The sequence below is a fragment of the Azospirillum himalayense genome (assembly GCF_042657465.1).
GTDB classification, from domain to species: domain Bacteria; phylum Pseudomonadota; class Alphaproteobacteria; order Azospirillales; family Azospirillaceae; genus Azospirillum; species Azospirillum himalayense.
The window spans coordinates 238013-258149 of the sequence record NZ_JBHSLC010000049.1 but is presented as its reverse complement, the minus strand read 5'-3'; the positions used below and the strand labels follow the sequence as shown (position 1 = coordinate 258149).

At 67.2% G+C, this 20137-nt stretch carries 15 protein-coding genes and 1 pseudogene; 11 read left to right on the top strand and 5 right to left on the bottom strand.

What is annotated here, in order from left to right:
* Positions 1-31 precede the first annotated feature (31 nt).
* From ACFPMG_RS22630 to ACFPMG_RS22600, 7 genes are all read left to right on the top strand, one after another.
* Entirely contained in the window at positions 32-664 is a 633-nt protein-coding gene (locus tag ACFPMG_RS22630; protein WP_376997455.1) for a DUF6931 family protein, read from the top strand.
* Complete coding sequence (tagH, locus tag ACFPMG_RS22625; protein WP_376997454.1) at positions 661-1929, top strand: type VI secretion system-associated FHA domain protein TagH; 1269 nt, start codon at positions 661-663, stop codon at positions 1927-1929. Before ACFPMG_RS22630 ends, tagH begins: the two co-directional genes overlap by 4 nt.
* Positions 1930-1973: 44 nt before the next feature.
* A complete protein-coding gene (tssK, locus tag ACFPMG_RS22620; protein WP_376997452.1) occupies positions 1974-3308 on the top strand; it encodes a type VI secretion system baseplate subunit TssK in 1335 nt (444 codons plus the stop codon).
* A 6-nt stretch (positions 3309-3314) separates the two neighbouring features.
* Positions 3315-4889: a type IVB secretion system protein IcmH/DotU gene (gene icmH / locus ACFPMG_RS22615; protein ID WP_376997451.1), complete on the top strand. Its 1575-nt coding sequence runs from the start codon at positions 3315-3317 to the stop codon at positions 4887-4889.
* A 127-nt stretch (positions 4890-5016) separates the two neighbouring features.
* A complete protein-coding gene (gene tssM, locus ACFPMG_RS22610) occupies positions 5017-8523 on the top strand; it encodes a type VI secretion system membrane subunit TssM (RefSeq protein ID WP_376997487.1) in 3507 nt (1168 codons plus the stop codon).
* Positions 8505-9749 carry a type VI secretion system-associated protein TagF gene (tagF, locus tag ACFPMG_RS22605; RefSeq protein WP_376997450.1) on the top strand — a complete coding sequence of 415 codons (1245 nt, stop codon included), beginning with the start codon at positions 8505-8507 and terminating at the stop codon, positions 9747-9749. The genes tssM and tagF overlap by 19 nt, the downstream gene beginning before the upstream one ends.
* Positions 9750-9775: 26 nt before the next feature.
* A complete protein-coding gene (locus ACFPMG_RS22600) occupies positions 9776-10048 on the top strand; it encodes a PAAR domain-containing protein (RefSeq protein WP_376997486.1) in 273 nt (90 codons plus the stop codon).
* A 536-nt stretch (positions 10049-10584) separates the two neighbouring features.
* Here ACFPMG_RS22600 and ACFPMG_RS22595 read toward each other — a convergent pair.
* Positions 10585-10869: pseudogene (locus ACFPMG_RS22595) on the bottom strand (AMP-binding protein); the annotation flags it as partial.
* Between the two features lie 356 nt (positions 10870-11225).
* Here ACFPMG_RS22595 and ACFPMG_RS22590 point away from each other — a divergent pair.
* The 3 genes from ACFPMG_RS22590 to ACFPMG_RS22580 all read left to right on the top strand — a co-directional run bounded on the left by ACFPMG_RS22590 (position 11226) and on the right by ACFPMG_RS22580 (position 14204).
* A complete protein-coding gene (locus ACFPMG_RS22590) occupies positions 11226-12020 on the top strand; it encodes a hypothetical protein (protein WP_376997449.1) in 795 nt (264 codons plus the stop codon).
* A gap of 694 nt (positions 12021-12714) precedes the next feature.
* Positions 12715-13455: a ParA family protein gene (locus ACFPMG_RS22585; RefSeq protein ID WP_376997448.1), complete on the top strand. Its 741-nt coding sequence runs from the start codon at positions 12715-12717 to the stop codon at positions 13453-13455.
* A 14-nt stretch (positions 13456-13469) separates the two neighbouring features.
* Positions 13470-14204, top strand: coding sequence for a DUF3102 domain-containing protein (locus ACFPMG_RS22580; protein WP_376997447.1), 735 nt, complete (start codon positions 13470-13472; stop codon positions 14202-14204).
* A gap of 340 nt (positions 14205-14544) precedes the next feature.
* Here ACFPMG_RS22580 and ACFPMG_RS22575 read toward each other — a convergent pair whose 3' ends face one another.
* From ACFPMG_RS22575 to ACFPMG_RS22565, 3 genes are all read right to left on the bottom strand, one after another.
* On the bottom strand, positions 14545-15105 hold the full coding sequence (locus ACFPMG_RS22575; RefSeq protein WP_376997446.1) for a hypothetical protein: 561 nt from the start codon (positions 15103-15105) through the stop codon (positions 14545-14547).
* Between the two features lie 379 nt (positions 15106-15484).
* The gene (locus ACFPMG_RS22570; RefSeq protein ID WP_376997444.1) at positions 15485-16111 is read right to left on the bottom strand and encodes a hypothetical protein; all 627 of its coding nucleotides are present in this window, start codon (positions 16109-16111) and stop codon (positions 15485-15487) included.
* An 11-nt stretch (positions 16112-16122) separates the two neighbouring features.
* Positions 16123-16917, bottom strand: coding sequence for a helix-turn-helix domain-containing protein (locus tag ACFPMG_RS22565; protein WP_376997442.1), 795 nt, complete (start codon positions 16915-16917; stop codon positions 16123-16125).
* An 834-nt stretch (positions 16918-17751) separates the two neighbouring features.
* On the opposite strand from ACFPMG_RS22565, the gene ACFPMG_RS22560 reads away from it, so the two are divergent.
* Complete coding sequence (locus tag ACFPMG_RS22560) at positions 17752-18924, top strand: hypothetical protein (protein ID WP_376997441.1); 1173 nt, start codon at positions 17752-17754, stop codon at positions 18922-18924.
* A 174-nt stretch (positions 18925-19098) separates the two neighbouring features.
* Here the strand turns inward: ACFPMG_RS22560 and ACFPMG_RS22555 are convergent, their stop codons facing one another.
* Complete coding sequence (locus ACFPMG_RS22555; RefSeq protein ID WP_376997440.1) at positions 19099-20127, bottom strand: DJ-1/PfpI family protein; 1029 nt, start codon at positions 20125-20127, stop codon at positions 19099-19101.
* Positions 20128-20137 lie beyond the last annotated feature (10 nt).

The following is a 20137-nucleotide window of genomic DNA, read 5'->3' as shown; positions in this document are numbered from 1 at the left end:
GGCAGAAAAGCGAGCAGGAGCAGGCATGGGGATGACCGCCGCACCCCTGAGGAAGATTCGTCAGCGGCAGGCCCGTGACGTGGCGGATCTCTGCACGCTCGATAACGCGGCCCGGCTTCTGCTTGCCCCGGACCAGTCCCCGACCGATTATCTTGCGGCGCTGATCGGCGCCGGCCGGCGCGCCGACGCGGTGCGGGTTCTGGCCCATGCCTTGCCGCCGCGGGAGGCGGTCTGGTGGGCCTGCGTCTGCATAAGGGCCACCCTGCCCTCCGACGCGCCGGAGCCGGTCCTGTCGGCCCTGGAGGCTGCCCGCGCGTGGGTGTTCCAGCCCAGCGAAGCCAACCGCCGCGCCGCCTACGCCAGCGCCCAGGCGACCGACTTCCAGCACGCGGCCAGTTGGGCCGCCGTCGGCGCCTTCTGGTCCGGCGGCAGCATGGCGCCCGCCGGCGCACCCGATGTCCCGGCCCCGGACGGGCTGGCGGGCAAGGCCGTCGCCGCGGCGGTGATCCTGGCGGCGGTGAGCCGGCAGCCCGAACAGGGGAACCAACGGCTGGCGGCCTTCCTGGACAGCGGCCTGGACATCGCGGCGGGGGGCAACGGCCGCCTGGCCGAAACCTTGAGCGGGTCCGGAGCGGACGGCGCCGGGGAAGGAGACGCCCGATGACGTTGTCGCGCGTCACGCTCCAGGTGGTCAGCCATCAGTCGGCCGACATGGATTGTCCGTTGGCGCAGCCGGACGGCCTGCCGTTCACCATCGGCCGCAAACCCGGCAACTCGTGGGTGCTTCCCGATCCGGACCGCCACGTTTCGAAATGCCACTGCATCATCGAACGCGACGGGCCCGACTGGATCCTGACCGACACCAGCACCAACGGGGTGTACATCAACAACGGCTCGAAACCTCTGGGCAACCGCAACAGCGCGGTGCTTCAGGACGGCGACCTGCTGCGCGTCGGCACTTACGACGTCGCGGTGAGCATCGCGATGATCCCGGCGGCAGTCCCGGCGGCAGTCCCGGCACAACCACCGGCCTTGCCACCGGCACCGGACCCCTTCGAGGACCCAAGGCCCTTCGGCCGGTCGGCCCCGTCGGCAATGCCGACCGGCTGGTCCCAACCCGACCACGCTCCGCCGGAGACCGGTTGCTTCCGCATGCCGGCCCCTTCCGCCGACGCGGCGGTGTCGGCATCGTCCTTCATTCCGCCCGACTGGGATGCGGACGAAGACGCCGCAGCTCCACACCCACCCGCAACGTCCGTTGCGGAGCCGCCCCGGCCGGCCCCTCCGGTCCCAGGCACTGTTCCACCGGCCGCGGCGGGCGGAACGCCGGGTACGGAAGACGATCCGCTGTGGGAGGCTCTTCTGGATGGGCTGGGCATAGACCTCGGCCCCCTGAGCCCAGCGGAGCGCGCCGCCACGATCCGCACCGTCGCCACGGTCTACCGGACGGGGGTGCTGGGCCTCACGCAGCTTCTGCGCAGCCGGGCCACGGTGAAGGCCACCTTCAACGTCGACCACACGATGATCCAGGCGGTGGACAACAATCCCCTGAAGTTCGTCCCCGACCCGGACGAGGCTCTGGCCCGCATGGTGCGCCCCACCGGCCGCGGATACATGCCGCCGGACGACGCCATGCGGCAGGCGCTGGACGACCTGCGCTCGCACGAGATGGCCATGATGGCCGCCGTGCAGAAGGCGGTCACGGCGCTCGTCAAGGAGTTCGATCCCGAAGCCGTGGCGCAGGCGGCGGAGTCCGGCGGCGGAATCACCCACCTGCTGCCCGGAGCGCGCAAGGCCCAGTGCTGGGACCATTACGAACGTCACTACAAGCGCGTCCTCGCCGGGCTTGAGGAGGACCTTCTCGGTTCCTTCGGGCGGGCGTTCGGACGCGCCTACGTGACGCACACCAAAACGTCCGAACGACGCTGAGGCCGACGGACGCGCGGGGACGAAAGACGGAAAGGTCGCCGCCCATGGTCTGGGACAACAAGATCGTCTGGTCGGAGGGCATGTTCCTGCGCGCCCAGCACTTCCAGCAGTTCGACCGCTACGTCGAAGCGCTGGTGGACGCGCGGACGAACGCGTTATGCGCCTATGGCTGGGGCGTCACGGAGCTGGAGATCGACCGCGATCTCCTGGGCACCGGAAAGCTGGCGCTGCGCCGCGCCCGGGGCGTTCTGCCCGACGGGACGCCCTTCCAGCTGCCCGAACAGGCGCCCTTGCCGGCGCCGATCGAGCCGGCGGAATCCGTTCGCAACGCCGTCGTGTACATCGCCCTGCCCCTGCGCTCCCCCGGGCGCGCCGACGTCGCCCTGCCGCCGCACGAAGAGGCGATCACCCGCTACGCCGCCACGCCGTTCGAGGCGAAGGACGCCGTTGCGGCGTCCAACGCCATCGCCCAGCTCCAGGTCGGCCAATTGCGCCTGCGCCTGATGTTGGCGAATGAGGAGCGCTCCGGCTACGCCTGCATCGGCGTCGCGCGCATCGTGGAGGTGCCGGCCGGTCGCGGCATCGTGCTCGACCGGCATTACATCCCGCCAAGCCTGGCCTGCGCCGCGGCCCCCCAGCTGACCGGCTTCCTGGCCGAGATGCACGGGCTGATCAGCCAGCGCGCGGAGGTGCTGGCCAACCGGCTGGGGCAGGCCGGCGCGGGTGGCGCGGCGGAGATCGCCGACTTCCTGATGCTGCAGCTGTGCAACCGTTACGGTCCGTTGCTTGCCCACCACGATGCGCAAGCGCGCTTGCACCCGGAGGGCCTGTACAGCCTCTTCGTGCAGATGGCCGGGGAACTGGCCACCTTCAACGACCGGGGCCGCCGTCCGCCGAAGTTCGAGCCATACCGCCACGACGACCTTCAGATGAGCTTCCAGCCGGTGGTCGCGGAACTGCGCCGGCTGCTGAGTGCCGTCCTGGAACAGACCGCCATCCCCATTCCGCTGCAGGACCGCCGCTACGGCATCCGCGTGGCCGCCATTCCCGACCGCAGCCTGATCGACGCGGCGAGCTTCGTCCTGGCCGTGCGGGCCGACATGCCGACCGAGCAGTTGCGCCGCAACTTTCCCCTTCAGGTGAAGATCGGCCCGGTGGAGCTGATCCGCGACCTGGTGATGAGCGCACTGCCCGGCATCGGCACGGACCCCCTGCCCGTGGCGCCACGGCAAATCCCCTTCAACGCCGGATCGGTCTACTTCGCGCTCGACCGCGGCGGGGCGATGTGGAGGCAGCTCGGCACGTCCGGGGGGCTGGCCATCCACCTCTCCGGGGAGTTCCCGCAGATCGTCATGGAGCTGTGGGCCATCAGAGGATAATGCGCGATGAACGAAGACGATCCCTTCGGCATCGAGGACGCCGACAAGACGATCTTCAATCCCGTCAACCTCAACACGGGCCTCAACACCGGCGGGGCATCGCCGCGCCGTGCCGGGTCCTCCACGGCCGCACCTCCACCACCGTCGGACCCCACCCTGTCCCCGCCGACCGGCCCGCAACCGGGCGCGGCCCCGCCCGGCCCATCCGGCGGCCCATCCGGCGGCTCCCAAGGCGGCTTCCGGGGGCGGCTGCACGCCGCTGCCGAACAGGGGCGCGCTCCGGTCGCTTCGCCGGCCGGCGAGGCCATCGCGCTGCCCCACACCGGCGTCAACCCGCTGGCCGCCGCCGCGGCTCCACTCCTCGGCCTCGTCTCCCGCCTGCGCACGGCCAGCATGTCCGTGCCGATCGAGCAGGTGCGCGCCCAGACCGTCGCCGCGCTCCGGGACTTCGAAGGCCGCGCGACGGCTCAGGGAACCCCGCGGGAGACGGTGCGGACGGCGCATTACGCGCTCTGCGCGACCATCGACGACATCGTGCTGAACACCCCCTGGGGCAACCGCAGCCCCTGGGCCGCCGCCAGCATGGTCAGCAGCTTCCACAACGAGGTGACCGGCGGCGAACGCTTCTACCGTCTGCTGGAACCCCTGATGCGTCAACCGGCGGCCAACCGCGACCTTCTGGAACTGCTGTACCTGTGCCTGTCCCTTGGGTTCGAGGGGCAATACCGCCTGTCGCCGCGCGGCCAGTCGGAGCTGGCGCGCACCCGCGACACCGTCTACCGGTCCATCGCGGAACTGCGCGGGACCGGCGAGCGCGATCTGTCCAGCCGTTGGCGCGGGGTCGCAATGCCCCACCGCACGACCTCCACGGGCGTGCCCCTGTGGGTGATCGGGGTGGGTGCCGCCGCCCTGCTGCTGGCCGCGCATGTCGGCTTTTCCTTCGCGCTCAACGACCGCACCGACCGGACCTTGGCCGAGCTGGTGCGGCTTCCGCCGCGCTCGCCCCCGCAACTCAGCCGCCCGTCGGCGGCGCCCCAGGCCAGCGTCCCCGCACCGCCGGCCGAGCGCCCCGCCGACCCCGCTCCGCGGCCATCGCAGAGGATCGCCGCTCCCCCGCCGGCTCCCCCCTTCGCCCAGATCCGCGGCTTCCTGGAACCCGAGGTCCGGCAAGGGCTCGTCAGCCTGCACGACGCGCCGGACGGTCTGGTGATCCGCATGCGTGCGGGCAGCATGTTCCGTTCCGGCAGCGCCTCGGTCGAAAAGCAGACCTACGCGCTGCTGGACCGCATCGGACAGGCGCTGGAGGGCGAACCGGGCCTGGTCCAGGTGGTCGGCCACACCGACAACGTTCCGATCCGCACGGTCCGTTTTCCGTCCAACTGGCACCTGTCCAAGGCGCGGGCCGAAGCGGTGCGCGACCATCTTGCAAGGCTGATGTCGGCCCCCGCCCGCCTGTCCGCGGACGGCAAGGCCGATCTGGAGCCCGTCGCGTCGAACAACGACGCCGAAGGCCGCGAGGAGAATCGCCGCACGGACATCCTCATTCGGGCTGAAAGCCTGCCTGCTGTGGCAAACCGATGAGCCGCGGACCGCTGAACCACGCCCCCACCCCTTCCCCAACGGCGGGGTGCGGCATTGCAAAGGGTCACGGATGATGGGCCGCCTTGCCTCCGTGTTGCGTTCCCGATGGTTCTTCTCCTTGCTCGGGATGGCTCTGCTGAGCGCGCTCCTGTGGTTTGCCGGACCGCTGATCGGCGTTGGCGACGCGCGCCCGTTCGAGGACGACGCGGTGCGGCTGGCGGTCATCCTGGTCGCGCTGCTCGCCTGGGCGGCGGCGCTCGCCCTCGCCGTCCTGCGCAAGCGGCGGCGCGCGGCGGCGATGGTCCAGGGCATCGCCGCGCTCTCCCCGGACGAGCCGGCCGTCGCCACCGCCGAAGAGATCGCTACGCTTCAGGAGCGGCTGAACGACGCTCTCGACCGGCTGCGCCGCAACGGCAAAGGCGCCGGTGCGATCTACGACCTTCCCTGGTACGTGCTGATCGGTCCGCCGGGGTCCGGGAAAACGACGGCTTTGCTGAACGCCGGCTTGCGATTTCCGCTCGCCGCCGACAACGGGTCGGCGTCGGTTCGCGGAGTCGGGGGCACCCGCAACTGCGACTGGTGGTTCGCGGACGAGGCCGTCCTGCTGGACACCGCCGGCCGCTACACCACCCAGGACAGCCATGCGGCGGTCGACGCGGGCGCATGGCTCGGATTTCTCGACCTGCTGAAACGCACCCGCCCCCGCCAGCCCGTCAACGGGGCTCTGGTCGCCATCAGCCTGGCGGAGCTCGGCGCCGCGACCCCCGCGGTCCGCAACGCCCACGCCGCCGCCGTCCGCCAGCGCCTGAACCAGCTGTATGAGCGGCTTGGCGTGCGGCTCCCCGTCTATGTGCTGTTCACCAAGCTCGACCTCGTCGTCGGGTTTACCGAATTCTTCGCCGATCTCGGCAAGGACGAGCGGGAGCAGGTGTGGGGCGTCACCCTGCCCTTGGACGAGGCGAAGCCGCTGGAGCGCCTGCCCGCCGACTTCGACGCCCTGACGGAGCGCCTGCAGACGCGCGTGCTGGAGCGCCTGAACGCCGAATCGCTTGCCGAGCGCCGCAACCTGGTTTTCGGTTTCCCGGCGCAGTTCGCGTCGTTGAAGGAACCGGTCGCGGACTTCCTGACCGCCGTCTTCCAGCCGTCGCGGTACGAGCCCAGGCTGATGCTGCGCGGCGTCTACTTCACCAGCGCGACGCAGACCGGCGCGCCCATCGACCGCCTCATGGCGGCCATGGCCGGCACGTTCGGCCTGACCGCTCCGGTCCCGGCCGGCGCCGGTCCGAGCGGGCGGAGTTTCTTCCTGACGCGCTTGCTGCGCGAGGTCGTGTTCGGCGAGGCCGGCCTCGTCGGGCGCGATCCGCGGGTGGAGAACCGGAACCGCTGGGTCCGTCGCAGCGCTTGGGCGGCGGCGGCCCTGGTGACGCTGGCCGGCATCGGCGCATCGGCTCTCAGCTACCAGCGGAACACGTCCCTGGCCGAGCATGTGGAAGCGGAACTCGACAAGGCCAAGGCGCTTCTCGGCACCTCGGACGGCAATCCGCCGGTGCTGGGCGAGCAGGATCTCATCCTCGACATACTCGACCGGTTGCGCGGACTCACGGTCGGGACGGAGGGCATGGCGGGGCCGACGCCCGTGTCCATGCGCTTCGGCCTGCACCAGGGTGAAAAGCTGTCTCCCGCGGCGGACGAGGCGTATCACCGTGCGCTCGACCATCTCTTCTATCCGCACCTGCTTCTTTTGATGGAATACCGTCTGCGCGGCGCCATGGACCGCCCGGACCTGCTCTATGAGGGATTGAAGGCGTATCTGATGCTCGGCGGTGTCGGGCGAAAGGACGGGCCGACGCTGGATGCGGCGCTGGTCAAGGAATGGATGGCGCTCGACTGGGCCGCCACCTACCGGGGCACCGACAGCGAATCCGTGCGGTCGCGACTGGCGGCCCACCTCGACACGCTTCTGGCGAAGCCGCCGACGGCCCTTCCTCTGGACGAGCCGCTGGTGGCCAAGGTCCGCGCCACGCTGCTGCGCGAGTCGCCATCCGCGCGGGCCTACCGCATCGTCCGCCGTGCCGCCGAGGAGAAAGCGCCTCCGGAATGGCGCGTCATCGACCATGCGGGCCCGGCCGGCGCACAGGTCTTCATCCGCCAGTCCAACCAGCCGCTGACGGCGGGAATGCCCGGCCTGTTCACCCACAAGGGCTTCCACGAGGCGTTCCTGCCCAATCTCGGGCGCGTTGCGGAGCGCATCGCCGGAGACGCCTGGGTGCTGGGACCGCAGACGCTGGGACCTCAGACCGCGGCCGCCGGCCGTGACGGCGTCGCGCGGATTCAGGGCGAGGTGCTGACCCTCTATTACAACGAGTTCGCCCGGAACTGGGACGGGTTGCTGGCCGATCTGTCGCTGGCGCGGTTCCGCAGCGTGGACGAGGCCGCGACCGTTCTGAACGCCGCGGCCGGTCCGATGTCTCCCGTCCGCACGCTGGTGCAGGCCGTGGCCCGCGAGACGGATCTGGCCACGGCGCCCCCGGCGACCAACCCCGTCGACGCCGCACAGCAGGCCGCGGGCCAGACGCAGGCCGGGCAACGGCTCGCCGGGCTGGCGGAACAGTTCGGGTTGAAAACGGGCGGCAAGCCCGGCCAACCGGTCAGCGACCGCTTCCAGACCTTGCGCGATCTCGCCTTCGGACGCAGCGGCGGACCGTCGGGCCTGGACCAGGTGCTGGCCTCCCTCGACGGCCTCTACCAGCAGGTGAGCCGCGTGGCCGGCCTGCCGGGCCAGGGAGAGGGCGACAAGGCCGCCGCGGTGCGCCTGGGACAGCAACTCGCCGCCACCGCCGCGACCCTGCCGGAGCCGCTGCGAAGCTGGATCGGCGGCATGGGGCAGCAGACGTCCGTCGCGGCGCTGGGCAGTTTGCGCACGCAGATCAACACGGTCTGGCAAGCCTCCGTGGTGCCTTTCTGCGAGCGCGCGGTCAAAGGACGCTATCCGCTGCAACCAAGCAGCCGGAACGAGGCGGCGGTGGACGACTTCGCCCGTCTGTTCGCACCGAGCGGACTGATCGACAGCTTCTTCAACGCGAACCTGAAGCCGTACGTGGACACCACGCGCCAGCCCTGGCGCTGGCAGCGCATCGGCGGCATGGACCTGGACCTGTCCGAACCGGTGCTGGAGCAGTTCCGCCGCGCCGCCACCATCCGCGAAGCCTTCTTCGCCACGGGAAGTCCCCGTCCGGACGTCAAGTTCACGCTCACGCCACGCACCATCGATCCGCGGATCGAGACGGTGGAGATCGATCTGGAGGGGCAGCTCGTCACGTTCCAGGCCGGCGTCAACCGGGGCGTTACGGTGCAATGGCCGATGCCGATCAGCACCAACGTTTCCGCCGTCACCTTCGTTGCCGGCGGCACCACCGACACCCCGAGCAAGGTTCAGGCCCGCAGCACCAGCGGCCCCTGGTCGGTCTTCCGCCTGTTCCGCGAAGCGCGGTTCGAGCCGCGCGGACCCGACCGCGCCATCGTCACCTTCGCCGCCGGCGGCATGTCGGCGTCGTTCGAGCTGCGCGCGAGCAGCATCGTCAATCCCTTCTCACTGCCCGACATGGAGCAGTTCCAATGCCCTCCGAACCTTTGAGCGGCTTTTTCGGAAAATTGCCCTCGCGCGGAGATTTCGTCGCGCGGTCCCTGCCGCCGGGCTTTCGGGACGTGTGGGACGGTTGGCTGTCACGGGTCGTCGCGGACAGCCGGTGTTGGCTGGACGGGGGTCCGGAGGAGCGCTGGGGGCGTGTCTTCGCAGCCGCTCCCGTCTGGCGTTTCGCCCTGGGTCCGGACGTGGCCGGCCCCCAAGCCCTGTGCGGTCTCCTCGTTCCGAGCATCGACAACACCGGGCGCGCGTTCCCTTTGACCCTGGTGGCCGCATCGAGCGATGGCGCCGGCAACGCCTGGTTCGACCATGCCGAGGCCATGCTGCTCGATGTCCTGGACCGGGGTGGAGAGCCGGAGGAGTTGGCCGCCGCCCTGGCAAACCTTCCAGCAGCACCACACATCGCCGAACCAAGCCGGTCCTGGTGGTGGATTGCGGACCATCCACCCACGGTCCACACCGGGCTTCCGGACTCACAGGCCTTTGTCGCCATGCTCACCGGAGGGGCCGTTCTGTTTCCCATCCGCTCCGCCGCCGCGACCGATCCTGGAACCGTTCGAACGCGGAACGAGGATGCCATGCTCGACCGCCCGGACCTGGGTCTCTGGGCCGTTGCCGATGGGCTGGGGGGACTGGGCGCCGGAGATCAGGCAAGCCGGCTGGTGATCGACCAGCTGGGCGCCCTCGCCCCCGCCACGTCGGCGCAAACCCTCCTCAACGACGTCGGCCGCATCCTGCGTTCGGCCAATGCGGCGTTGCACGACGCGCCCACGGCGATGGCCTGTACCCTGGTGGCCCTGCTGGTGTTCGGACGGCATTTCGCCGCCGTCTGGGCCGGCGACAGCCGGCTTTATCGGCTGAGGGCCGGAGTGTTGGAGCAGCTCACGACCGACCATAGCGTCGTCCAAGCCATGGTCGAAGCCGGTGACCTCGCCTCATGCGATGCCGCGCACCACCCTCGCGGCAACGAGGTCACCCGCGCCGTTGGCGCGGCGGACACCCTGTTCCTGGACGTTATCCAAGGCGAATTGGCCCCTGGCGACCTTTTCCTTCTGTGCAGCGACGGATTGACCAAGGTTCTGCCCGACGCGGACATCTGCCGGATCGCCGAAAGCCAGCCCGTGGACCGTCTTCCCGCGCAACTGGTCGGCATCGTGCGCGAGATTGGCGCCCCCGACAACATCACCGTCGTCGCGGTGGAGGTTGCCTCACCGTGACCAAGCCCGCCGCGCGCTGCACCGACATGCACTTGTGCCCCATGGCTACCCCGGCGGTGGTGCCGGTTCCGCATGTGGGCGGACCGATCGTCGGCCCCGGCGCGGTCAATGTCCTGATCGGCGGCCTGCCCGCCGCGCGTGTGGGCGATCTCGCGGCCTGCGTCGGCCCGCCGGACACCATCGCCGGGGGCAGCGCCACGGTCCTGGTCGGCGGCAGTCCGCAAGCACGAATGGCCGACCCGACGCTGCACGGCGGTGCGATCATGGTCGGGCTTCCAACCGTGCTGATCGGAGACTGAGTCTGACCCTCGGCATGGTGCAGGGATACCGGATCCAGGAGATGCTGGCGCTGCGGGGCATCGTCGTCGGCCACGAGGCGGTCCGGCAATGGACTCGGACGTTCGGTCGGGGGATCGGCAACCTCTTCTTTCTCCGCCACGACCACCGCACCGCCTTCGAACACCGCGCCGTCCGGGTCCAAGCCTTCCGTGCGAGAATGGAGGCCGGATCGAGCGACTCGCAGCCCGGTTGCGGCCACCACGCCGTCCCCCAAATCGGAATGGGGAACGCCGAAGACGGCGGTCTCGCCCACCCCCTCGATGCGATTGAGCACGATCTCGACCTCGCGCGGATAAACATTGTAGCCGCCGGAAATGATGGTCTCCTTCGCGCGGCTGACCAGCGTGAGACGGCCATCCGGGGCGGCGCGCGCCAGATCCCCCGTCATGAAGAAGTCGTCCGGCCGGAAGTCTGCCGCCGTCTTCTCCGGCATCCGCCAACAGCCCCTGAACACATTCGGACCGCGACGTTCGAGACCGCCAACCTCACCTAGAGGTTGTGGCTGTCCGGCGGCGTCCACAACCCGGGCCTCCAGCCCCGGCAGCGGGTAGCCGACCGTGCCGGGCAGACGCTCGCCGTCGAGGGGGTTGAAGGCAATGATCGTGGTTTCCGTCATGCCGTAGCGTTCGAGAATCAGATGCCCCGTGCGAGCCTCGAACGCCTCGAAGATTTCCTGTGACAGAGGAGCCGAGCCGCAGGTGAACAGGCGCATGCTCCCGCACCGCTCCCTGGCGAGCCGCGGGTCGGCCAGGAGGCGCGTGTAGAGCGTCGGGACCCCCATGAACACGGTGCTGTGCGGCAGATGCTCGATTGCGGCATCCGCCGTGAATTTGAAGGAAACAGAGGCGTTCCGGAGGTGTAAATGACTGTTTGCAGCAGTTCCGCCCCGGTCGGTGCTGAGCGAATGCCACTTAACGCTGAAGATGGGTATTGCGCCGAGTGGCTGGTCTGGTAGGGCTGAGGGCAACGTTAACCGCCACCGGACCAGCAATCCATGGGCGTTCGATGCGATGGTCGAGCGCACGCTCGCCGAAATGCGCCGCGAGCGCGCCGACACTCCCCCTACCCTCCCCGTCCGGCCCGGCACGCGGCGTCTCGCTCGCCGGTGCCGACGCAGCGCGCTAAGTCGATAAGGGCATGACCGTGCTGGCCAGCGCTTCCGTCAAGGCCATGGAGACGAACATCGACGTCGACCGTGACCCGCACGTCGATCCGGCGGCCCGTCCGGCGGCGGAAATCGCGGCGCTCGACGCCATCGGCAGCGCCCCGCCGGGCTACGCCGCCGAGGATCGGGTGCGCCTTGCCGAGGTGGTCGAGGCGCGACTCGTCGAGATCAAGGAGCGGGTCGCCCTCCTCTCTTCGTCGGAGCGCGACGGTGCGGCGAGCCTTTCGTCTTTCGCCGCCGAGCCGCCGGAAAACACAGCGGCGAAGCGCCTGCGTGACGCCCGGCTCGGACGTGCTGCCGCGTTCCGCGTCCAAATGATCGACCGTCTCGACGGCGCGGTCGCCGGGATCGTGCGCGGATCGTGCGCGGATCGCGCTGAACACCGTGGCCATATGATCGCCACCGCGACAGGCCTTTCGCTGGATCGCACGATCGGCAAGGAGCCGACGGGTATCGACCGCATGCGGCTGGCCCGCCTGTACGACAACCTCATCACGGAGGGTGCGGATCGGCAGCGGTTCATGAACGCCATCGGTGGCGATGGTTCCGGTACCACAGGCTACGAGGTCGTCGCCAAGGCGTTCGACGCGGTCGCCATCCTCGACAGCGTGCGTTCCATGTCCGCCCACGCCGCAAACGTCGGCGGCGAGGTGGCCCAGCGTCTCGGCGAGGTGATCAACCAGTCCGGCCTCGCCGATGCGATCAAGGAGGCCCGCGTGACGGATCACGTCGCCAATCACCCCGACGTCCGGCACGACGCGCGGTGAGAGTGGATGCAGACCTGCAGGCACCGTGATCGCCCCGTCGGTGGCTGCGAACATCTCAAGAGAGTGGAAGCATGCTTCCATTTTCTGGGGGATTCTCACATCTCCACGTGACCTTCGCGACCAAGCGAGGCTCGACGCATGCCTCCACTCGCGAGAGACGCTTCTGTGACCGTAATCCGCCCAGACGCATCGGCTCTTCCCTTGATCAAACTGGAAGCATGCTTCCATTCCACGAGCAACTGTGTTGGCTTTCCCCGTAAGCCGTGGGAGCCCCCCTCACCAGAATGGAAGCATGCTTCCAGTTTGTCATCGACCCGAGGCGCCGCTTGTTGCGGGCCGCCATTCCGCGTCGGCATGGTAAAGGTGGACAGGGAAGGGCACTGAATTGGAAGCATGCTTCCCGTTCGATGCGGCCTTGACCGCAATCCGGTGGCTCGCCAGGCCCATGCCCTCCGAGTCGTTGCTTGGGGCTGCTGTCTCGATAGCGGGAGAATGGAAGCACGCCTCCATTTTGATTGCACGCGTGCTACGCCGGATCGTGGCGCGCATGAATGGCGTGTTTCTATCGACACGCAATGCCGACAATCACCTCTCATGATCGCGGAATGCGTTGACCTCGCCAACAAGCCTGAAGATGTTGGTGAAGCAAGGACGCTGGTCGGGTGTCCAAGGCAAGAGAGCAGGGGAGTGGTGCATGGACGGGGTTCTCGCGGTAGCTTCTAGTAAAGGTGGTGTTGGTAAGACAACAACAATCGTCATGCTTGCAGAGTACTTCCGCAAGCGTGGCAGTGTTGCTCTGCTCGACGCCGACCCGAATCAGAAACTCATCTCCTGGCTCGGTGATGAGAAAGGGGAGAGCCGCGTGGAGGGCATTGCCCTTGTGTCCCTCCTGGGGCGGAACATCGTCGAGACGATCACCGAGGCCAAGGCACAACATGACGTCGTCATTGTCGATTTTGCCGGAGCACTGACCCAAGAGATGGTCTTTGGTTTCGGTTATGCTTCGGCCGTGGTCATCCCGTCGGGCTCGAGCAAAGGGGACATCGACGAAGCTCGTAAGACCTTTCAGGTCGTTGAGCAGACGACAGCCTTGCTGTCTGCCGGCAATCCCTCCTTCTCCTTGCCGGCAAAGGTGCTCCTGTGCAAGGTCCGTCCCAACACCGACACCTACAAGGCAGCCAAGCAGCAGCTGGCCGCGTGGAAGGTGCCCGTGTTCGGCGACGATGTGCATGTTCCTCATCGCACTTCGTTCGAGAAAGCCTGGTGGCACAAATGTTCGCCGCAGGAAGTCGCAGACAAGGCGCTCAAGAAGCAGATCGATTCTGTCTGCACCGCCATCGCGTCGCTCGCTGGATTGGCTCCGCCGGAAGCAAAGCCAACGAAAGGCAGGGTGCCTCGCGCAAAGAAGGCCGCTTCGGCCGCGACCCCGGCATAAGCGGAGGATAGACCTTGGCCAAAAGACCTCTGCCCATCGACACCGGTTCGTCCCCGTCGAGCAGCGCACCCGCCGGGCAGGATGTGATCAGCATCCTGCGATCCGCGACGGCGGGGATGCCGAGCCTAACCAACCCGCAGGGTGGGGCGGTCGGCCGGTCCGCTGTTCCGACTTCTCGGTTGCCGTCGGAGTCGACGCCCTCCAACTCGATCGAAATTCTGCCGCCGGAAGGCAAGCCAGAGTCCGTCGCCGATTATGTGACGACTATCTCCCGCCTCTACGACGAGGCAGAGGAGCGGTTCGTCCAGATCGGCCGCCACCTCATCGAGGCGAAGGCGCGGCTCCAGCATGGCGAGTGGAGCAAGATGGTGGCCTTGCTGCCGTTCTCGCACCGCACGGCCACCATGCTGATGACGGCTGCACGCGCCATCACGAACCGCACCATTGCTCCGGAGCGCGCGCCACGTTCGTGGGCCAATGTGTACCTTCTGGCGAGCATGTCGGACGAGGAGCGCAAACTGGCTGATGAGCGGGATCTTATCCGCCCAGACGTCACGCGACGCGAAATCCTCGCATTCCGCCGCCAAGTCTCCGGAGGGGGGCAGGTCGGTGACGATCCGGTGGCCGACGCCATGGACTCCGTCGCTGAGGAAATCGCACGACTCCTCCAGGAAAAAGCCCGCATCGAGGCGCGGCTGGCGGAATTGCAGGGAAGCCGCGTCGCCGAGACGGTCGAAGCAGACAATTGATCCACAAGACTGGAAGCATGCTTCCAGTTCTCATCCGGGGAGGGGAGGGGAGGTTGATCCGCTCCCTCCCCTTCCATCATAGCCGAAGTTCGTCCTTGGCCTGGTCCGTGCGCAAACGGGGTCGCCCCATCCAGCCGCCGCGGCTCTCAGGCGCTCTACGCCCCGACCTCCCGCAAGACCTTCGACGCCGGCAGCGTTTGGTCCTCGCCGGGCGGCCATATCGATCTCCGCCACCTCAACCATATCAACGGCTTGGCCGACAACCGCGGCCAGACATCTCTTCGACGCTCATCGGCGCATAAGAACAACGTTTCATTGAGATGCTCCCGTGGGGTGGCGATCAGGCTGTTCCCACGGCGACCCGCAATGGGCGCTCGGCGCGCACCCAGCCGTCGTACCTTTTGTCCTGCAAGCCATCGATCACGTACTGGACCAGCCCGCCCGGCAGCATCAGGGCGGATTTGCGCTGATGAGGATCGCTTTTCGAGAACAGCGGCTGGGCACGAATGTGGCCTGCCCAGCAACTGATCTTTTCCCCGGTAGGGATGTTGAGCGAGTAAATGTTGGCCAGCGAATTCCAATCGGCGCAGACGGCGGACTTCTCCCGTACAACCCAGGACATGATGTGGTTCAACAGGTCGGGGCCAGCTGAAACAGCGGCGGCCGCGTCGGTGGCCATGTTGGTGGCCATGTCGAGGATTTCCAGAAACGCCTGCTCTGTGAACCACCACCGACCTCGCGGATCGTTGTCCCACTTCACCGTCTGGCCGCCGACCTTGATGTCGAAGGTGCCGCAGAGGCGAAGCAGTTTGCGCGGACCTTCGAGCGTGCAGAACACCGGCGTGCCATCGAAGGTTCGAGCGTCGTCGTGCGATAACTCCGGCCGTTTGCTGCTGTTCATCGGCGACCTCGCGTGTGTTGCGCGGCCAGTCTACACGCCTTGCCCCGCCAAGCGGGTGAGCAAAGGAAGCCTGTCCACCTCCAACGTGGAAGCCTGTGGCCGCGCGAACAGTGGTCACCGCGCTGGCATTCGGCCGCTAGATCGCGGTGTCGGTCCGTCTCCGCGATGCGCGGGCGCATCATCCCGGCGTCAGATCGATGCGGCCGGAACCCGCCGGCGCCACCCGGGATCGGATGGTGGTACGGGCGGCGACGCAGGGAACAGCGCCACTGAGCCGGCGGAACACGAAGAGGTGCTTCACGCCGAGCAGCACCGCAAGCCTGCCGATGCTCCAACGCTCGATGTTGGTGCAAGATGATTGAGCTGATGGCGTTCGGAATCAAGGCATCCGTCGAACAGCAGTCCCCCCCATGGTCATCACGGCCCCCGGCATGGAGCCCGATCTTGTGGCAACATGACCCGTCCGGACAATCATCCGCAGCCGGTCGACAAGCACACGCTCCTTCGCGCACGCCTCCGTGCACAGCGCCCGAATCTCCGCGATGCTCGGCCTCCACTTCTGCGTCCGCCGCCAAGTGCGCGCCGCCTGATCGATCGCCCAGGTCGGGAACTCGCCGAGGTCTTCGACCCAGTCCAACGCGACCAGCTGCTCGACGTCGGGCGTCAGCCCTTTGGCCGGGTAATGCGACAGCAGCGCCAACACACGGCCAAGCAGCCGGTCGGGTTCCACCGGCGCGAGAACCGAGCCCTCCAAGTCGGCCAGCACCCGCTGCGCCATGGCAGCCTGCCGGGCTGTGACGTTCGCCGGCGGCGACCAGGTCTCCTGGAGCTCCTCGAAGCCGTCCTCGCCGAAGCGCGGGCGGTGTTCCAGATGGCCTGCGGCCAGAACTTTCCGCAGCGGTTCCGGGAAGGCGGCTTCAAGCAACCGGCATCGGTCCGCAGGCGGCATCGCCGAATCGAACGGAAGTGGAGAACGTTCCGGCAACGGCATCACGGCGGCGGACATGGTGAATCTCCTCAAGACCAGGAACGGGAGGCCGGCTGCGTGCCCTTGAGCCGCGCCGCGACGGCCAGCCAAGCGTTGATGCGCTGCTCGGAGGCGCTCTCTCGCGGCCGGTTGGATCCCGGTGTCGTGGTCTCGGCGGTCGCCAGGGTCTTCACTGCCGGTGCCTTGCCGGCCGCCGCATCCTGGAACAGCCAGGCGCGCCAAGCGGCGGAGATGTCCCGGTACCGGTAGCCGTGCGCCTGGCAACGCAGGACGAAGCTCTCGACGTGTTGACCGATGTCGACGGTGTCGAAGCGGCTGCGAGCCCAGGCGAGATCGTCTGCGGTCGGCACCCAGTCCGCAGGCACGTCATGCGCCGGCCCGCGCCCGCCCGAAGCGAGCGAGTCAGGAATCTGTTCGGAATGGAGGTGTTTCTGACTCGCTGGCTGACAGGGGGCGTTCGCCTCCGAGTCATCCCTGTCGAGGTTCTGAACAGGGCGCGTCGCGGCCTCGGCGACCGTCTCCCCGTCCCGCTCGACGCGCAGCCGGTAAAGGCAGGACAGCCGGGAGCCGTCGCGGCCGCGGCGGTGTTCGATGCTGACCAGACCCATGTCATCGAGGCGCTGCAGAATGCGGTTGATCGTCGGGCGCGACCGCTTGAGTTTGGCCGCCAGCGTCGACTGCGACGGCCAGCAGACGCCTTGCTCGTCGGCGTAGGTGGCCAACGCCGCCAGGACGGCGAATCCGTCGGCCTCAAGATCGGGGTGGTCAAGCCACCAAGCGGGAATCTTGCCCCAGCGGCTGATCGTGTCGGTCGATGTGGTCATGGTCACTCTGGCTCCGAAGTCTCGTCCCGTTCCCTGCCATGCTTGGGAGCCTTGCGCGTGGCCGCAACCTGGACTCGGCGTCGTTCCAGGATCGGCGCGCGCTCATTGGAGGTTTGTCGCGCGCTCATGCAAGGTTCCGCGCGCGCTGTTCGAGGATATGCACGCGGATCTCTAGGACCAGGGCGCGTTTGTTCTAGGATTGGTGCGCGCATGCCCGAGAATCGGGTGGACTCGGACTCTCTGGGTTTCGCGCGCGCATCTTCTAGGATTCACGCGCGGCTGGTCGGCTCACAAAACGCCGCGGCGCATCGCGGGAATGAGGAGGGTTCTAGGAACAGCGCGCGCATGGAAGGGTGGGGGAGGATGCCATCGGCCGGGATGTTCAGCGCGCGCTGTTCCTAGATACCGTCCCGCATCGGCGCATCCTCGACCGCATGTTTCCTAGGAGGAGCGCGCGCTGCAGACGCTCGTTCCCCTCTGGAAACCCTAGGAACGACGCGCGTTTCATCGGCTTGGGGTCCGATATTCGGTAGCCTGCGGCTTCATGAGCAACAAGATGTTGCCCGCCCACCACCGCCGGCTGGAACCGCGCGTCAAACCTAGAACCGCGATTTCCGAGTCGTGCGGAAGCGGCCGATTCGAACGGCAACCGCGCGCCAAACCTAGAAGGGGCAGGGGGTCTCGCTCCCATGCGCGCGCCAATCCTAGAAGGAGCGCGCGCGCATCCTAGAACAGCGCGCGCGGAACCTCGTGTTCCCAAGGGTTCTCCGCTGGCGCGCGTTGCGCCGGCGGCGATCTCGACCTACGCTCGGCACGGATGAAGGAGCGATCGGCATGGCCCAGACGTCGACGAAGCTGACCAACTCGGCCAGCACCGGACCGGATGCGGTTCAACTGCTGCTTTTCGAGACCGAGAATCTGGCGGTCCAGCAGGGCGAACCGCGCCGGACGAACGCTTTCGGCCTGTGGGACACCGCTCCGCGATTCTTTTTCGGCGACGATATGGTGGAGACGCCGATTGACCGGCATTTCCAGGCCGGTGGCCGCTCCTACCGGCTGACCATCAACCCGGTCAGCCTGCGCCTGCGGTCCGATGGCAACGACGACGACGGGGTCAGGGACGACAAAAGCCGCTGGAAGGTCGTGATGCCCGGCAACCGGGAACAGATCGTCGAGGAGGTCGTTCGCCTGATCGCCACCCGGCGCGCCCGCCTCAGCCTGGACAAGCACGACGAGATCGTCCTGCGCTTCTCGCTGCACGAGATCCAGAAGGAGTTGGCCAAGGTCAACAAGACTCTGTCCCATTACGAGATCCGCGACGCTCTGACCATTCTGCACAAGAGCGTCGTCGAGGTGACCGTCGACGACGGCACCAAGGAAGCCGTGCTCTCGAGTTCGGCATTTCCCACGCTGCACTTCGGCACCAAGAAGATGAAAGGCCAAGCCGGCGTCAACGGCGGCACCATGGCTTACCTGAAGTTCAACGACTTGGTGGCAAGCGACATCCGCAACCTGCGCTACCGGATGGTCTCCTACGAGACCCTGATCTGCCTGCCGCCGGTGGGCCGATGGATCTACAAGATGCTGTCCTGGTACTACGAGGCGGGGAACCTGGACGAACCGATCGTCATCAATGCACGATCCATCATCCGCGACAGCGGCATGACCGAGCGTTCGCGCTTCCGCGACACGCTCAGCACCATCCGGGATTCTCTTGCGGCGGTTCAGGACGCCGGCATCATCGAACCCTTCGAGTTGGAACGGCAGGTCCAGGGTCGATCAATCGACGACGAGATCTACACGCTGACCCCATCCGCCGCCTTCCGGGCGGAAATCGAGATGGCCCGCGTGGCCAAGGCGCAGGCCGAGGATACCCTGGCGCAGATGGGAGGCACGCCGCACGGCCCGTTCCAGCGTGTGGATCGATTGGCCGGCACCCGACTTCGCCGTGATCGGGCGTCCAGGGCGGTCGAAAAGCCGGTTCCTCTGTTGGAGCGTGACGCCTGAAAGGCATTTGCCGTGCCGCTGCCCTGCTTGGCGCACGCGACCGGAGAGTCCGCGCGAGGCGGCGAACCGGCCGTTGCCTGATGGACAATCGCCAACGCTCGCACGCGGCGATTGGCGACATCACCTCTGACGGCCTGTTTTGAAACGTGGTTAGCCGCTTTCTCAAATGCGCGCTTATGGCTTTGGATACTCCATCTGCAACGAGACAAAATCCTCGGTTGCAGCGCCGTAGGTGTTCCTGATCCGACGGAGAGTTTCATCAAGCATCAAAGCAGCTGGAACGTTGACTGGCAACTCGACCGTTCGACTGCCCCTGTTCAGACCAACCACCCTCTCAGGAAGCACGGCCAAACCGTACCGCGTGGTGATTGGTTCGGATGTCGTCGATTGGGCGTAGGCGGCTGAACGATACGTGCGTGAATAGGCGTCTGCGGCCAGAGCCAAGGCAATCTCATCCGTCCCATGAGTGACCGGAATCTCGATGTCCTCATGCAGCCAAAACGCCAGCCAGTTGGTGGCCGCAGTTACGATGCTTGACAGCGTCAGACTGAAGCCTTCACCGCGATGTGACGCTCCCCAATCCTTGATCCCGAGATGTTGCGCTACCGCTGCTGCGCGTTCTCGGCCTGCGATTGCCTCTACGAGCGCGATGGACACCGGAATTGAGGCCGTGACCCCTGTCGTGGTCACGATATTGCCATCGGCAAGATAGCGTCTGTTCCGCAGGAAATGAGTTTCCGGGAATTTGGCTTTGAGATCGTCAATCGAATACCAGTGACCAACGGCACTTTTCCCGTGCAGCAAGCCAGCGTTGGCGACGACCCACACGCCGTCGCAAACCCCAACAATCGTCGCACCTTTTTCCGCTTGAGACCGGATCCACGCGATGAGCGTGGCGTCATCCACTCGATGAACCGCGGGAACAATCACGAAATCCGCGCCCTCAGGGAAGCGGGCATCGAATTGGGCGGTTGTTGCCTGCGGCTGCACCTTAAGGGCTGGAAACAACTGCACGGGACCTTGTTGCGTAGCAAGCGCAAACACGCTCGCCGTCCCGGATGCGGAAAGCACCCCAAATGGAATCACGTAGTCCGTAAGTTCAGTGAATGAATTTTCAGCAACTACGGCTACAATCGGCTTTTGACGAGAAAATCGGGCTGAATGAACCGGAATGTTAAAGTTAGCATTGCCTCCCTGGGGCACCTCTGCGCGC

Excerpts from the sequence above, each read along its gene's own strand:
- ACFPMG_RS22630 (WP_376997455.1), top strand. The coding sequence starts at position 32 with ATGACCGCCGCACCCCTGAGGAAGATTCGTCAGCGGCAGGCCCGTGAC.
- tagH (WP_376997454.1), top strand. The coding sequence starts at position 661 with ATGACGTTGTCGCGCGTCACGCTCCAGGTGGTCAGCCATCAGTCGGCC.
- tssK (WP_376997452.1), top strand. The coding sequence starts at position 1,974 with ATGGTCTGGGACAACAAGATCGTCTGGTCGGAGGGCATGTTCCTGCGC.
- icmH (WP_376997451.1), top strand. The coding sequence starts at position 3,315 with ATGAACGAAGACGATCCCTTCGGCATCGAGGACGCCGACAAGACGATC.
- tssM (WP_376997487.1), top strand. The coding sequence starts at position 5,017 with ATGGCTCTGCTGAGCGCGCTCCTGTGGTTTGCCGGACCGCTGATCGGC.
- tagF (WP_376997450.1), top strand. The coding sequence starts at position 8,505 with ATGCCCTCCGAACCTTTGAGCGGCTTTTTCGGAAAATTGCCCTCGCGC.
- ACFPMG_RS22600 (WP_376997486.1), top strand. The coding sequence starts at position 9,776 with ATGCACTTGTGCCCCATGGCTACCCCGGCGGTGGTGCCGGTTCCGCAT.
- ACFPMG_RS22590 (WP_376997449.1), top strand. The coding sequence starts at position 11,226 with ATGACCGTGCTGGCCAGCGCTTCCGTCAAGGCCATGGAGACGAACATC.
- ACFPMG_RS22585 (WP_376997448.1), top strand. The coding sequence starts at position 12,715 with ATGGACGGGGTTCTCGCGGTAGCTTCTAGTAAAGGTGGTGTTGGTAAG.
- ACFPMG_RS22575 (WP_376997446.1), bottom strand. The coding sequence starts at position 15,105 with ATGAACAGCAGCAAACGGCCGGAGTTATCGCACGACGACGCTCGAACC.
- ACFPMG_RS22570 (WP_376997444.1), bottom strand. The coding sequence starts at position 16,111 with ATGTCCGCCGCCGTGATGCCGTTGCCGGAACGTTCTCCACTTCCGTTC.
- ACFPMG_RS22565 (WP_376997442.1), bottom strand. The coding sequence starts at position 16,917 with ATGACCACATCGACCGACACGATCAGCCGCTGGGGCAAGATTCCCGCT.
- ACFPMG_RS22560 (WP_376997441.1), top strand. The coding sequence starts at position 17,752 with ATGGCCCAGACGTCGACGAAGCTGACCAACTCGGCCAGCACCGGACCG.